Annotated in this window: 15 protein-coding genes and 1 tRNA gene; 8 read left to right on the top strand and 8 right to left on the bottom strand. The window is 66.5% G+C overall.

Going from position 1 to position 13,013, the window contains the following annotated elements; all coding sequences use genetic code 11:
* Position 1: 1 nt before the first annotated feature.
* Both ispD and QNO10_RS02240 read right to left on the bottom strand, forming a co-directional pair.
* Entirely contained in the window at positions 2-760 is a 759-nt protein-coding gene (gene ispD, locus QNO10_RS02245) for a 2-C-methyl-D-erythritol 4-phosphate cytidylyltransferase (protein ID WP_229950878.1), read from the bottom strand.
* 87 nt (positions 761-847) lie between these two features.
* Positions 848-1,330: a CarD family transcriptional regulator gene (locus QNO10_RS02240; protein ID WP_066300159.1), complete on the bottom strand. Its 483-nt coding sequence runs from the start codon at positions 1,328-1,330 to the stop codon at positions 848-850.
* Positions 1,331-1,586: 256 nt separating this feature from the next.
* Between QNO10_RS02240 and QNO10_RS02235 the strand changes: the two genes are divergently transcribed.
* Positions 1,587-2,129 carry a hypothetical protein gene (locus tag QNO10_RS02235; RefSeq protein WP_229950880.1) on the top strand — a complete coding sequence of 181 codons (543 nt, stop codon included), beginning with the start codon at positions 1,587-1,589 and terminating at the stop codon, positions 2,127-2,129.
* 75 nt (positions 2,130-2,204) lie between these two features.
* Here QNO10_RS02235 and QNO10_RS02230 read toward each other — a convergent pair whose 3' ends face one another.
* On the bottom strand, positions 2,205-2,885 hold the full coding sequence (locus QNO10_RS02230; RefSeq protein WP_229950883.1) for a response regulator: 681 nt from the start codon (positions 2,883-2,885) through the stop codon (positions 2,205-2,207).
* Positions 2,882-4,042: a sensor histidine kinase gene (locus tag QNO10_RS02225; protein WP_229950885.1), complete on the bottom strand. Its 1,161-nt coding sequence runs from the start codon at positions 4,040-4,042 to the stop codon at positions 2,882-2,884. Before QNO10_RS02225 ends, QNO10_RS02230 begins: the two co-directional genes overlap by 4 nt.
* A gap of 208 nt (positions 4,043-4,250) precedes the next feature.
* Here QNO10_RS02225 and phoU point away from each other — a divergent pair, with 208 nt between their 5' ends.
* Positions 4,251-4,913: a phosphate signaling complex protein PhoU gene (gene phoU, locus QNO10_RS02220; RefSeq protein WP_229950887.1), complete on the top strand. Its 663-nt coding sequence runs from the start codon at positions 4,251-4,253 to the stop codon at positions 4,911-4,913.
* 92 nt (positions 4,914-5,005) lie between these two features.
* On the opposite strand, the gene QNO10_RS02215 is transcribed toward phoU, so the two are convergent.
* Positions 5,006-5,758: a phosphoglyceromutase gene (locus tag QNO10_RS02215; RefSeq protein WP_229950888.1), complete on the bottom strand. Its 753-nt coding sequence runs from the start codon at positions 5,756-5,758 to the stop codon at positions 5,006-5,008.
* Between the two features lie 155 nt (positions 5,759-5,913).
* Between QNO10_RS02215 and QNO10_RS02210 the strand changes: the two genes are divergently transcribed.
* Entirely contained in the window at positions 5,914-6,675 is a 762-nt protein-coding gene (locus tag QNO10_RS02210; RefSeq protein ID WP_229950889.1) for a class I SAM-dependent methyltransferase, read from the top strand.
* A gap of 132 nt (positions 6,676-6,807) precedes the next feature.
* On the opposite strand, the gene QNO10_RS02205 is transcribed toward QNO10_RS02210, so the two are convergent.
* Both QNO10_RS02205 and QNO10_RS02200 read right to left on the bottom strand, forming a co-directional pair.
* The gene (locus QNO10_RS02205) at positions 6,808-7,131 is read right to left on the bottom strand and encodes a DUF2516 family protein (RefSeq protein ID WP_229950986.1); all 324 of its coding nucleotides are present in this window, start codon (positions 7,129-7,131) and stop codon (positions 6,808-6,810) included.
* Between the two features lie 18 nt (positions 7,132-7,149).
* On the bottom strand, positions 7,150-8,295 hold the full coding sequence (locus tag QNO10_RS02200) for a trans-sulfuration enzyme family protein (RefSeq protein ID WP_229950890.1): 1,146 nt from the start codon (positions 8,293-8,295) through the stop codon (positions 7,150-7,152).
* A gap of 172 nt (positions 8,296-8,467) precedes the next feature.
* On the opposite strand from QNO10_RS02200, the gene tmk reads away from it, so the two are divergent.
* From tmk to QNO10_RS02175, 5 genes are all read left to right on the top strand, one after another.
* The gene (gene tmk / locus QNO10_RS02195; protein ID WP_229950988.1) at positions 8,468-9,070 is read left to right on the top strand and encodes a dTMP kinase; all 603 of its coding nucleotides are present in this window, start codon (positions 8,468-8,470) and stop codon (positions 9,068-9,070) included.
* Entirely contained in the window at positions 9,067-10,209 is a 1,143-nt protein-coding gene (locus QNO10_RS02190) for a DNA polymerase III subunit delta' (protein ID WP_229950892.1), read from the top strand. The genes tmk and QNO10_RS02190 overlap by 4 nt, the downstream gene beginning before the upstream one ends.
* A gap of 62 nt (positions 10,210-10,271) precedes the next feature.
* On the top strand, positions 10,272-11,828 hold the full coding sequence (locus tag QNO10_RS02185) for an alpha/beta hydrolase (RefSeq protein WP_229950893.1): 1,557 nt from the start codon (positions 10,272-10,274) through the stop codon (positions 11,826-11,828).
* A 95-nt stretch (positions 11,829-11,923) separates the two neighbouring features.
* Positions 11,924-11,996 (top strand) — tRNA-Thr (locus QNO10_RS02180).
* Between the two features lie 182 nt (positions 11,997-12,178).
* A complete protein-coding gene (locus tag QNO10_RS02175) occupies positions 12,179-12,514 on the top strand; it encodes a hypothetical protein (protein ID WP_229950895.1) in 336 nt (111 codons plus the stop codon).
* 244 nt (positions 12,515-12,758) lie between these two features.
* Here QNO10_RS02175 and csrA read toward each other — a convergent pair whose 3' ends face one another.
* Entirely contained in the window at positions 12,759-13,010 is a 252-nt protein-coding gene (gene csrA, locus QNO10_RS02170; protein ID WP_229950897.1) for a carbon storage regulator CsrA, read from the bottom strand.
* Positions 13,011-13,013: the final 3 nt, after the last annotated feature.

Below are 13,013 nucleotides of genomic sequence, written 5' to 3'. Positions count from 1 at the left end.
GTCAGTTCTCCTGGCGGTGGTGTCCGCCGGCCAGGATCGCTTCGGCGAGCACCAGGTCCAGCGGAGTAGTTATCTTCAGGGACAGCTGTGAGCCCTCGACCACATAGACCTCGGCCCCCAGCGACTCCACGAGCATGGCATCGTCGGTGACGGCTGCCGCAGCGGCGGGGTCAAAGGACAGGGCGGCCTGGTGGGCCCGGCGCAGCAGGGCAGCATCGAAGCCCTGCGGGGTCTGGACGGCGCGGAGCCGGGCACGGTCCGGGGTGCCGGTTACGCGGCGTTCGGCCGCGGCACTCTCTGCCGGCGGCACGGGGGCGGTGTCCTTGACCGTGTCCACCACGGGTACGGCCGGGATGACGGCCGTGGCACCGGCTGCCAGCGCGGCCGCCACACGGTGGAACACCTCCGGCGGGGTCAGCGCACGGGCGGCATCGTGGACCAGTACGGCATCCAGGTCCGTCGGCAGAACCGCGAGGGCGGCGCGGACGGATTCGGGCCGGGTGGCACCGCCGTCGACCGCACGGACCGCCGCCCCGAACTCCGCGCAGATGCCGCGCATGAGGGTGTCGCCGGCCGGCACGGCAACCACGATGGCCGAAGCGATGTCCGCCGCCTGGACGGCACGCAGGGTGTGGAGAAGCATCGGTTCACCCGCAAGCGGCACCTGGGCCTTGGGCATGCCGTAACCGAGCCGCTGGCCGGATCCTCCGGCTACTACGACGACGCCGATCCGCGGCGGGCGGGAAGAAGAGGGAGACACAGCTCCACCCTAATGCCCGCGGATGGTGCACAAACAACAATTGCCGGCCCCGAGGGACCGGCAATCGAAGGAACCAAAAAATGCTGCCTAGCTCGCGAGAACCTCGTCGAGGACAGCTGCCGCCTGGTCTTCATCCGTCTTCTCAGCAAGCGCCAGTTCCGAAATAAGGATCTGGCGTGCCTTGGCGAGCATTCGCTTCTCGCCTGCGGACAGCCCGCGGTCGTGGTCACGGCGCCAGAGGTCGCGGACGACCTCGGCTACCTTGACGACATCACCTGACGCGAGCTTTTCCAGGTTTGCCTTGTACCGGCGCGACCAGTTCGTGGGCTCTTCGGTGAGCTCGGCCCGCAGGACGTCAAAGACGTGCTCCAGACCTTCCTTGCCCACTACATCGCGCACCCCTACGAGGTCGACGTTCTCAGCCGGTACTTCTATGGTCAGATCACCCTGTGCCACCTTAAGCTTGAGATACATTTTCTCTTCGCCCTTGATGGTCCGCATCTTGATCTCTTCGATCTTCGCGGCACCGTGGTGAGGATAAACAACTGTTTCGCCAACCTCAAAAACCATGTGGTCTTTCCCCTTTCCCGGCCCTCAGTTTATCAGAGTTGCGACACGCCGAGTAGAGTTTTCGCAGGTCAGGTACTGCATGGGCCTTGGTGTAGGTAGTATGCCGCCTTCCGCAGGTATTCGAAGCGTCCCGGCACCGTCCTCCCACCCCTGCCTGAACCGGCCGTTAAAACCAGTTTTTCGGTGTTTTGCCGATAGGCTAGGCAGCAAAGATAGCCTCAGGTCGCTAGACCGCAATACTTCAGGAGTTTGTGCTGTGAGATTCACACCCAAGAACCGGGTCGGGCGCACCGCTGCGGCCGGTGCCATCGCGCTGGCCATGCTGGGATCGGCTGGCTGCAGCGCTGTGAACGAGCAGGCAACCACCCGTGAGTACTCCCCCTCCGACGGGATCGTGCAGGATGTCGGAGACCTCCAGCTGCGCAACATCCTGGTGGTCAGCCACGGATTCGGCGAGCCCGGCCGGCTGATCGGCACAGTAGTCAACGACTCGGACAACACCCAGGCATTCACCCTTGCCGTGGGCGGCTCCACCCTCTCCTGGAGCCTTCCGGCCGGTGACAAGGTGATCTTCGAAGACGAGTCCGAAGACAAGGTCAATGTCTCCACCGTTGAAGACGAACCCGGCACCGGCATCGACGCCCAGCTGAAGGTCAGCGGCGAGACCACCGCCCTGAACATTCCCGTGGTCAACGGCGACCAGGCGGACTACCGGCCGTACCTGCCGGCAGGGTCGACCGCCCCGCCGTCGGAAACAGCCACCGCTGAAGAGACCGGCGGGGCCTCAGAGGGGCACTGACAGCCCGGTCTTTCCTCAAGATCCCGAAGGGGGTCGGCGCTGCGGCGCCGGCCCCCTTCTGCATCCGCGCTCCGGTCAGGCCTCGAACTTGTACCCCAGCCCGCGGACGGTCACCAGATGCTGAGGCGCGGAGGAATTGTCCTCGATTTTTGCCCGTAGCCGTTTGACGTGGACATCCAGCGTTTTGGTATCCCCCACGTAGTCCGCCCCCCAGACCCGTTCGATCAGCTGACCGCGGGTCAGGACGCGGCCCGAGTTCCGAAGCAGCAGTTCCAGGAGCTCGAACTCCTTCAGCGGGAAGGGGACCCTGGTGCCGTTGACCTGCACCACATGCCGGTCAACGTCCATGCGCACCGGCCCCGCTTCCAATGCCGCCCCGGCAAAATCCGTGCCCTCGCCCCGGCGCCGCAGCACCGCCCGGACCCGGGCGAGCAGTTCGCGCGCGGAGTACGGCTTGGTGACGTAGTCATCCGCACCGATCTCGAGCCCCACCACCTTGTCGATCTCCGCATCCCGGGCAGTGAGCATGATGACGGGTACGTCCGAGCGCTGGCGGATCCGGCGGCAGACTTCCGTCCCCGACATCCCCGGCAGCATCAGATCCAGCAGGATCAGGTCAGCCCCGGTCTGCTCAAAGGCGGCAACGGCGTCGGCACCGTTATCCACTACGGCAACGTCGAACCCTTCCCTCCCCAGCAAATAGGAAAGGGGATCGCTGAAGGACTCCTCGTCCTCGACTATCAGGATGCGGGTCAAGCGGTAACTCCTTGCTTCGATTCGCGGATATCCGCAGGGTCCAGTTCCGGGAGCCGCACGGTGAAAGTGGATCCATGCCCCGGACGGGACCACAGGTCCACTTCCCCGCCGTGGTTGGCCACCACATGCTTGACGATACTCAGTCCCAGTCCGGTTCCACCGGTGTCCCGCGAACGGGCGGAATCGATCCGGTAAAACCGTTCAAAGACCCGTTCCTGTTCCTCGGGGGCGATGCCGGGGCCCTGATCGGTTACGGCCACCTGGGCCATGCCGTTACGGGACTGCAGCCCGATCCCCACCCTGCTGCCCTCGGGTGAGTACCGGATGGCGTTGTCGATGAGGTTACGAAAAGCGGTGGTGAGCATGGCGGCGTCTCCGTAAACCGCGGCGTCGGAACTTCCGCGCAGGAGCACTTCAATGTTCTTGTTCTCGGCATTGAGCCGGTTGGCCTCGACCGCATCCTCGAGGACCCTGTCCAGGTCCACCTGCCTGGCACGGTCCACGATATCGGTGCCCTGCAGCCGGGAGAGTTCAATAATGTCCTGCACCAGGGCGCTGAGGCGCACGGATTCCCGGTGCATGCGTCCGGCGAACCGGCGGACGGCGTCCTCGTCTCCGGCGGCATCGGCCAGCGCTTCGGAAAGCAGCGAGATAGCGCCCACCGGCGTCTTGAGTTCGTGGGAAACATTCGCCACGAAGTCATTGCGGACTTCCTCCGTGCGGGTCATCTCCGTGCGGTCATCGGCCAGGACCAGGACGTACTCCTCACCCACGGTCGCCACCCTGACCTGGAGGATGAGGGAGCCTTCACCGAGCGGTCCCCGGGGAAGCTCCATGCGGGCCTCTTCGATGACGCCGTCGCGCCGGACCCGGGCACAGATATCCAGCAGCCGGTCGTTGACGATGGTGTGCCCGCGCACCAGGCCGAAGGCGTACGCGCCGGGACTGGCCCGGACGACGCCGTCGATGGCATCGGCAACAATGTAGGCCCGTCCGATGACCCCCAGGACTTCGGCCGCGCCTTCCGGGACGGCGGGCTCGGAGATTTCAGCCAACTCCCGCCGCTGGCGCTGGCTGGCCACGTAGGCGAGGACACCGAAGGCACCGACAGCCAGGCCGAGGACGCCGGCAAGCAAGGCCAGCAGTACAGGATTCACCCTCATAGCTTAGGCCGGACCGTAACCCGTTGAAGGAAAAGCCGGTGGCTTTGCATCATTCGTTAAACTAACGTTCATCTAAGGGGTCCGGCCGGTTCATCTCCGGCTGGCATCCTGCAGGAGCGGCCAATGCCGGTCGGCCCTTCCGGCCCGGCCGGACCGCCCCGCACAGCAGCTGACCCACCCGCTTTTCGAGAGGACCCTTTAAGTGCGCAAGGTTTTCCAGGCCGAGCTTCACCAAATCGGTGAAGAACTGACCCAGATATCCCAGCTCGTGACGGAGGCGATGCGGAAAGCCACCCTCGCCTTCGAAGGGGCCGACATCGACCTCGCGCAGGATGTCATCGCGGCCGACGCGAGGATCGACTTCCTGCAGAATGACCTGGACGAGCGGGCCATCGATGTCCTCGCCCTGCAGGGACCCGTCGCCAGTGACCTGCGGATGATCGTGGGATCGCTGCGGATGAGCGCCTCCCTTGAACGCATGGGTGACCTGGCCCGGCATATCGCCCAGCTTGCCCGGCTGCGGTACCCCGCCAACGTGGTCCCGGACAACATGGTTGAAACATTCCGGGAAATGGCGCGCCTGGACCTCCGCATCTCCGAACAGCTGACCGAGCTGCTGGAGACCCGGAACCTGGAGATGAGCAAGGACATCTACGACGCCAACAGCCGGATCAATGAGCTGCACGCCGGGGTCTTCAAGTCCATTGCCTCCCCGGAGTGGAACGTTCCCGCGGTCAGCACGGTGGACCTGACCCTGGCGAGCCGCTACTTCGAGCGTTTTGCGGACCACGCCGTGTCCGTCACGCGCAAGGTCAACTACCTCGTGACGGGCGAATGGCACCCGCTCTCCGAAAGCGGCGTCTAGCCGGACCCGGCTGGCATAGGAAAGGGCGGTCCCGTTGGGGGGACCGCCCTTTCCTATGTAAAAACCCTGGCCGGAGCCCTCCGGCGCAGGCGCTACTTCTTTTTGCCCTGGTTGGCCACGGCCTTGATGGATTCAGCGGCGGCCTCGGGATCGAGGTACGTGCCGCCGGCCTTGACCGGCTTGAGGTCCTCATCCAGTTCGTAGACCAGCGGGATGCCGGTGGGGATGTTCACGGAGGCAATGTCTGCGTCGCTGATACCGTCCAGGTGCTTGACCAGGGCACGCAGGGAGTTGCCGTGCGCGGCGATCATCACGGTCTTGCCGGTGCGGATGTCCTTGGAGATGTCCGACTCCCAGTAGGGCAGGAACCGTTCCAGGACGTCCTTGAGGCACTCCGTCCGCGGCAGTTCGTCGGCCCCGAGGTCCGCGTAGCGGGGGTCGTGGGCCTGGGAGAACTCGCTGTCATCCGGCAGGGGCGGCGGCGGGGTGTCATAGGAACGGCGCCAGAGCATGAACTGCTCCTCACCGTATTCGGCCAGGGTCTGAGCCTTGTCCTTGCCCTGCAGGGCACCGTAGTGGCGCTCGTTCAGGCGCCAGCTGCGCTTGACGTCGATCCAGATGCGGTCGGCGGCACCAAGTGCCAGGTTGGCGGTGTTGATGGCCCGCTGCAGCCGGGAGGTGTAGAGAATGTCCGGGAGAACGTTGTTCTCAACCAGCAGCTCTCCCCCGCGGAGGGCTTCCGCACGCCCGAGGTCCGTCAGATCCACGTCCACCCAGCCCGTGAAGAGGTTCTTTTCATTCCATTCACTCTGCCCGTGGCGCAGAAGGATCAGTTTGTAGGTCATATAAGCATGGTATCGGAGAGCGTACCCGGCAGGGAGGGCGGAGCCGGTGTGGACCGGGCCGCACCCGGGGTTTCCCCGGAGCACTGCGTGCAGGGGCATCCCTCAGCGGCAGCTAGCATTGTCTGGTGCAAAAGCCGCTTAAACCCGTAGGAACTGTGACCAGGGGCACTACAAACCCCAATCGGCTTCGACGGGTGGACCGCTGGCTGGCAGGACCGGCACGGTGGCGCCTGCGGCAGGCAGCCGACCCATTGATCGTGGATCTGGGCTACGGCGCCGCGCCTACCACCGCCGTCGAGCTCCACGGCCGCCTCGGGCAGGTGCGGGCAGACGTGGAAGTGATGGGAATTGAAATCGACCCGGCCCGCGTCCTGGCGGCCAAGCCCCTGGAACGTTCCGGCCTGAGCTTCCGCCAGGGCGGCTTCGAGCTGCCGGTTGACGGGCGCCGGCCCGTGATGGTCCGGGCTTTCAACGTCCTGCGCCAATATGCGGAGGAGGATTATGCCCGCCACTGGGACATGGTCTGCTCGCGGCTGGCACCGGGCGGGATATTCGTGGACGGCACCTGCGACGAAATCGGCCGCCGTGCCACCTGGGTGGAGCTGGACGCGGACGGTCCGCTCTCGCTGAGCATTTCCCTGCGGTTCGGGGCCTTCGAGCGCCCGTCCGATGTGGCCGAACGCCTGCCCAAGGCGCTGATCCACCGCAATGTTCCCGGGGAGCGGATCCACGCCTTCCTGCAGGCCATGGACCGGGCCTGGGAGGAAGCCACACCGATGGCGTCCTATGGGAACCGGCAGCGCTGGCTGGCGATGTGCAGCGCTTTGAAGGCGGACGGAATGCCGCTGCTGACCGGGCCGTCCCGCTGGCGGCTGGGGGAAATCACCGTGGCCTGGGAGGCCGTCCGGCCCTTGTAGGCCGGGTGCGCCTCCCGATCCACAGCGACCTGCCCTGCGCGGGCAAAACAATCCGTCCCGGTTAAAGCAATCCGCCCCGGACGGCCGTTGCGGGCCGGTCCGGGGCGGACGAAAATCAGTAGCTGGCAGCTGTTACCAGGGGCCGTACGGGCCCTGGTTGCTGTTGCCGCGGCCGCGCGAGCTTCCGATGGCCGGCTTCACATCCGCCAGGTAAACGCACGCTGCGATGACGGCGGCCAGCTGGAACAGGATCAGGCTCAGCGACGGGATCACTGCGGACAGCACGCCAACTGCCGCGGCCCCACCCGTGAGCCCCAGCCAGAATCCCTTGGTCCGCTTGTAGGCACGCTCAAAATCGGCGGGCTTGCGCCGGGCACAGTCAAAGAGCGCCCACAGTTCAATGCCGAGGGCTACCAGGCCCAGGGCCAGGTAGAGGTAGTACTGAATCAGGATCATTAGGGCCACAGCGCTAGCCTACCGTGTAAGTGCCTGTTCAAGGTCCCCCCAGAGGTCCTCAACATTCTCGATGCCGACGGAAAGGCGCAGCAGCCCTTCCGGGACGGTGTGCGGCTCCCCGGGCTGGCGGCGCCGCCGTTCGATCAGTGATTCGACCCCGCCGAGCGAAGTGGCCGGAAGCCACAGCTCGACGGCTTCGGCAACCTTCTCCGCCGCGGCTGCACCGCCGTCGACCTCAATGCAGAGGATGGATCCGAACCCGGACATCTGCGCGGCGGCCCGGGCATGCCCGGGATCGTCCGGCAGGCCCGGATACCGCACGTGCTCCACCTGGGGAAGGTGCTGCAGCCGGCGGGCCAGTTCCCCGGCGGTGGCCTGCGAGCGCTCCATCCGCAGGGCCAGGGTACGCAGCCCCCGCAGCGCCAGCCACACCTCAAACGGCCCCGCGACCGCCCCATGCAGGGAGCGGTACCGGAGCAGGCGGTCCCGGAGCCCGGGATCGGATGTCACGGCCGCGCCCAGGACGACGTCGGAATGTCCGGCCAGGTACTTGGTCACCGAGTGGACAACGACGTCGGCGCCGAGGTCCAGGGGACGGGTCACCAGCGGCGTCGAGAACGTGTTGTCCGCAACCACCAGGGCGCCGGCGGCGTGCGCGGCTTCTACCAGCGCCGCGATGTCCGCCACTTCCAGCATGGGATTGGTGGGGCTTTCCACCCACAGCATCGACGCGCCGTCGAGCTGCGCAACCACCTCTTCAGTCTCGGCAATATCCACTGTCCGCACGGAGAACCGGCCGTTCGCTGCCTCCTCGGCCGCGAGCAGCAGCGATCCCTGGTAGCTGTGACGCGGCATCACCACCACGCCGCCCGCCGGCACCAGGGACAGGGCGGCCATGACGGACGCCAGCCCGGAGGCGAAGACCAGCGCCGGCAGCTCCGCACCCTCAAGCTCGGCGAGCGCCTGCTCGAAGGGATCCCAGGTGGGGTTCGAATACCGTCCATAGCCGCGCTCCCCCGGGACGGGCGTTCCGGTGCCGAAATAGGTCGAAGACAGCACGATGGGCGGATTCACCGGGGCATCGTGCTCGCGGGGCGGGCGGCCGGCGGACACCACCAGGGTCTCCGGAGAAACAGGGTGCCCATGCGCAGGGGTATGGCTCATATGCAACAGCCTAGACTCCCGGCGGCAGCACCGCCGCGCTGTGTTGTTCCCCTCCCCGGCAGCGGCTGCGGCGGGGCGGCGGTGGAAGGGCTCCGTGCGGGTCCACCGAACTGGGTAGGCTAGGCGGGTGAGCAATTCTAATCTCCCCGAAACCCGCGGCCTGTTCATTGCCATGGAAGGCGGAGACGGCGCCGGGAAGTCCACCCAGGCGCGCCGGCTGGCGGCCGCGCTGCAGGAGACCGGCCGGACGGTCCTGCGTACCCGCGAACCCGGCGGAACTCCCGTCGGCGAGCAGCTGCGGGCACTGGTCCTTGAACACGGCAACGGCGACATCGACGCCCGCACCGAGGCGCTGATCTTTGCCGCCTCCCGGGCCGCGCACGTGCAGCAGGTCATCGAGCCGGCACTTACCGCCGGGACCGTGGTGGTCTGCGACCGCTACATCGACAGTTCCGTCGCCTATCAGGGGGCCGGTCGGGGACTGGGTACCGAGGCGGTGCGCAGCCTGAACACCTGGGCCACGTCAGGGCTGGAACCGGACCTCACCGTCCTGCTCGACGTCGACCCCGAACGCGGCCGGGACCGGCGGACGGCCGGCAACGCCCCCGAGGACCGGCTCGAATCCGAACCGGATACCTTCCACCTGCAGATCCGCCGGGCGTTCCTGGAAACCGCCGCCGCTGCCCCCGACCGGTATCTGGTGCTCGACGCGGGCCGGCCGGTGGAGGAACTGGCGCAAACCATCCTGCAGCGTGTGGAAAAGCTGCTGCCGTGAGCGTATGGGATGACCTGCAGGGGCAGGATCCGGTGGTGGAGCAGCTGCGCCGCGGTGCCTCCGATGCCCGGCCCAACCATGCCTGGCTCTTCACCGGCCCGCCCGGGTCCGGCCGCTCCAATGCCGCCCGTGCCTTTGCCGCCGCGCTGGTCTGTGAACAGCAGGAGCCGGCGCTCCGCGGCTGCGGCGAATGCAAGGCCTGCCGGACGGTGCTGGCCGGCTCACACGCCGACGTGATGTCCGTGACCACGGAGAAGGTCACCATCAGCATCGACGAGGCCCGTGACCTGGTCCGCAAGGCACAGGACAAGCCGTCCACCGGCCGGTGGCGCGTCATCATCGTGGAGGACGCAGACCGGATGCAGGAACGCAGCACCAACGTGCTGCTCAAAGCCATCGAAGAGCCGCCGCCCCGGACCATCTGGCTGCTCTGCGCGCCCAGCCCGGGTGACGTCCTCGTCACCATCCGTTCCCGCTGCCGTCCCGTGGGGCTGCGGCTGCCGCCGGTTGAGGATGTCGCCGATCTCCTGGTCCGGCGTGACGGCATCGACCCGGATGTCGCGCTGCACGCGGCGCGGGCCGCGCAGAGCCACATCGGCGTCGCCAAGCGCCTGGCCACCGACGACGGCGCACGCCAGCGCCGCGAGAGCATTGTGCGGCTGCCCTTGTCGCTGCGGAATGTCTCCGGCGCCATGAAGGCCGCGGCCGATCTCGTGGCCCTGGCCGAAGCGGAAGCCGCCAGTTCCTTTGAACAGCGGGACGCGGCGGAGAAGGAAGCGCTGCTCGCGTCCCTGGGCGCGCCCGCCGGCGGGACCCTGCCGCCGTCGCTCCGCAGCCAGGTGAAACGCCTGGAGGAGGACCAGGTCCGCCGGGCCAAGCGCTCCAAGAACGATTACTTCGACCGTGCGCTGACGGACCTGCTCTCCTTCTACCGGGACGTACTGATGATCCAGCTGGGCAGCTCCGGCCCCCTGGTCAATGAGGGACTCCGCCGGGAGCTGGACGAGTTCGCGGCCTACGGCTCTCCGGAACAGACACTGATGCGCATGGAGGAGATCAACACCGTGCGCCGCCGCCTGGTGACCACCAATGTGGCCCCGCTGCTGGCCATCGAAGCCATGGCAGTGAGCCTGCTGTAATGCCGCAGCCGTCCTTCCGCCGGCCCGGCCGGTCCGATCCGCAAGCCGCTCCAGGAGTCAGCATGACCACCGCCACCGCCCGCCGCCGTTTTCCACGGCTGGCCGCCGCCGCCGCTTCGGTGCTGCTGCTGGCCTCCGGCTGCACCTCCGCACCGGGCACTGACGAGAACGACGGCGGAGACTCCGCCAGCACTGCAGCAGCCGACGTCATTGGCGACGTCCCCGGCGAGCTGCGGGAGTTCTACAGCCAGGACGTCGACTGGACCGGCTGCGAGGACGACTTCCGCTGCGCCACCGTCACCGTGCCCATGGACTATGCCGACCCTGGCGCAGGAACAGTGGAGCTGTCAGTGATCATGGCGGAGGCGGACGGGGACGCCCGGGGCACGGTCCTGATCAATCCCGGCGGTCCCGGCGGATCCGGTTACGACGCCGTCAGCCAGTCCATGGAAAGCATCACCAGCGACCGGCTGCGGGATAACTTCAACCTGCTCGGGTTCGATCCGCGCGGCGTCGGCCGGTCCACACCGGTAAAGTGCCTGAGCGATCAGGAGATGGATGAGGCCCGGGCTGAATACATCGATGCAAGCACCCCGGAGGGCCTGGCTGCCTCACGGCTGAGTGCGAAGGAGTTCGCGGATGCCTGCGCGGCCGAGACCGGCGAACTCCTCGGGTTTGTCGACACGGCCAGCGCTGCCCGCGACATGGACATCCTGCGGGCGGTCGCGGGTGATGAGAAGCTGAACTACCTCGGCTTCTCCTACGGCACCTATCTGGGCGCCACGTATGCCGAGCTATTCCCGGAGAAGGTGGGCCGCCTGGTGCTCGACGGCGCCCTCGACCCCTCCTCCAGCAACGAGGACATCACGCTCGGCCAGGCCCGGGCCTTCGAAAAGGCCATCCGCGCCTACGTCGAGGACTGTGTGGCAGGCAGCGGCTGCCCGCTCGACGGCAGCGCCGACGACGGCGTCGCGGCCATCCGGGACCTCCTGGCCTCTGTCGAGGCCCGCCCGATGACGGCGGGCGACGGGCGCCTGGTCACTGTCTCCACCTTTGTCAGCGGCTTTATCCTCCCGTTGTACGACGACGCGAACTGGCCGGTGCTGTCGCAGGCACTGGAGAGCGCCCTGCAGGGCGACGACCCGACGTACATGCTCCGCCTGGCGGACATCAGCGCGGACCGCGCCGAAGACGGCACCTACCGGTCCAACAGCACCGTGGCCTTCAACGCGGTCAACTGCCTCGATTACCCCATGGTCAGCGACGACGCACAGATGGCAGCCGACGCCCTGGAGCTGGCGGCGGCGTCCCCCACCATCGGCAAATACCTCGCCTACGGCGGCGTCACTTGTGAGGCGTGGCCGCACGGACCCGTGAATGAACCGCACCCCATCAAGGCCTCCGGTGCGGCGGACCTGCTCGTGATCGGAACCACGGGCGATCCCGCCACCCCGTATGAATGGTCGGAAGCGCTCGCGGCACAGCTGGAATCCGCGGTGCTGGTGACCTGGGAGGGCGAAGGACACACGGCGTATGGGCGCGGCAGCCAGTGCGTCGAAGACACCGTGGACGATTACTTCATCGACGGAACCGTGCCCAAGGACAACACGGTCTGCTGATGAGCTCCGACTGCGGCCGCCATTTTGACCCGCACCCCCGGGACGTATAAAGTAGTTTCTTGTGGATTCTGGCCGTAACCGGTCAGGTGAAGCCCGCCTCCTTAGCTCAGTTGGTAGAGCGTCTCACTCGTAATGAGAAGGTCGCCAGTTCGATTCTGGCAGGAGGCTCAGCTAAACCCCCGGCACCTTCGTGCCGGGGGTTTTCTGTTGTCCGCGCCTTGCGAATAGGGGAAATACTGCGCTTAAATTCCAGCTTCCTTGCGCCGGAATTTGGGATTTTCCGTTGGGGGCCACCGTAGCCTCGAAGAGGAACTGCACGGGCAGAATGCCTGCGGACGAAGGGGATACTCATGGACACAGCATTGACGGGTCACACTACCCGCCGCTACACCATGGTCGAGCGCGATTTCTTCCTGGCACCGTTCTGCAACGAATGCAACCGCCGCATGGTCCCCGACTGGGTGGAGGACAGGGGCCGCTGGGTCATCACTGGTTTCCGCTACCCGGGCGTGCGCTGCAGCAGCCACGAGCGCCGCGTCCTTCCCGAGTACTTCGGGATCTCCCAGTATGTTCCTGCCGAAGGTTCGCAAATGCGGCGGGAAACCACAACGTCTGCGCGGCGCCCCCACGCCGGCAGCCGGTTCCTGGGGCTGGGCGGCAAACGCGCACAGCGTACCCTCGCTTAGCAACAGGTCCCTTGATACGCCCGGCCGTCCCCGGGTAATTGACCAGGAACCCTCGTCGTTTTCCCCAAGAAGCGGCGGGGGTTTCTGTTTTAAGAGCCGTTCCGCGGTTGACAGAGTTCCGCGGTTCAAAAGTGCTGGGTTCAGCTGCTGCGGTTGCGGGCAGCCACGATTGAGAGCTGCTGCGCTTGAAAGATACTGCGTTTGAAAGATACTGCGTCCAGGTCCCTATGCGGGAACCGCCCGGTCAGTTTTGCGCCGGGGGCATCCTGCCGGCCAGCAGCGCTTTGATGCGGTCTTCGGCATCCGGCAGGGCTGAAGTACTGGCAGCTACGTTGGCCTCTTCCACAGCGCGCACTACTTCGTTGCGCTGGATCTTGACCCCGCGTGGTGCGTCGATGCCTATGCGCACGCCGTCACCGCGTGAATCCAGAACAGTGATGACAATGTCATCCCCGATCAGGATCTGCTCCCCGGACTTGCGTGTTAGCACCAGCATCCG

This window comes from Arthrobacter sp. zg-Y919, from assembly GCF_030142045.1.
GTDB lineage: Bacteria > Actinomycetota > Actinomycetes > Actinomycetales > Micrococcaceae > Arthrobacter_B.
This window is presented reverse-complemented; position numbering and strand designations above follow the sequence as displayed.

Bases quoted from the DNA above. Each gene is read 5' to 3' on its own strand.
- QNO10_RS02240 (WP_066300159.1), bottom strand. From the start codon at position 1,330: ATGGTTTTTGAGGTTGGCGAAACAGTTGTTTATCCTCACCACGGTGCC.
- QNO10_RS02215 (WP_229950888.1), bottom strand. From the start codon at position 5,758: ATGACCTACAAACTGATCCTTCTGCGCCACGGGCAGAGTGAATGGAAT.
- QNO10_RS02205 (WP_229950986.1), bottom strand. From the start codon at position 7,131: ATGATCCTGATTCAGTACTACCTCTACCTGGCCCTGGGCCTGGTAGCC.
- QNO10_RS02200 (WP_229950890.1), bottom strand. From the start codon at position 8,295: ATGAGCCATACCCCTGCGCATGGGCACCCTGTTTCTCCGGAGACCCTG.
- tmk (WP_229950988.1), top strand. From the start codon at position 8,468: ATGGAAGGCGGAGACGGCGCCGGGAAGTCCACCCAGGCGCGCCGGCTG.
- QNO10_RS02185 (WP_229950893.1), top strand. From the start codon at position 10,272: ATGACCACCGCCACCGCCCGCCGCCGTTTTCCACGGCTGGCCGCCGCC.
- QNO10_RS02175 (WP_229950895.1), top strand. From the start codon at position 12,179: ATGGACACAGCATTGACGGGTCACACTACCCGCCGCTACACCATGGTC.
- csrA (WP_229950897.1), bottom strand. From the start codon at position 13,010: ATGCTGGTGCTAACACGCAAGTCCGGGGAGCAGATCCTGATCGGGGAT.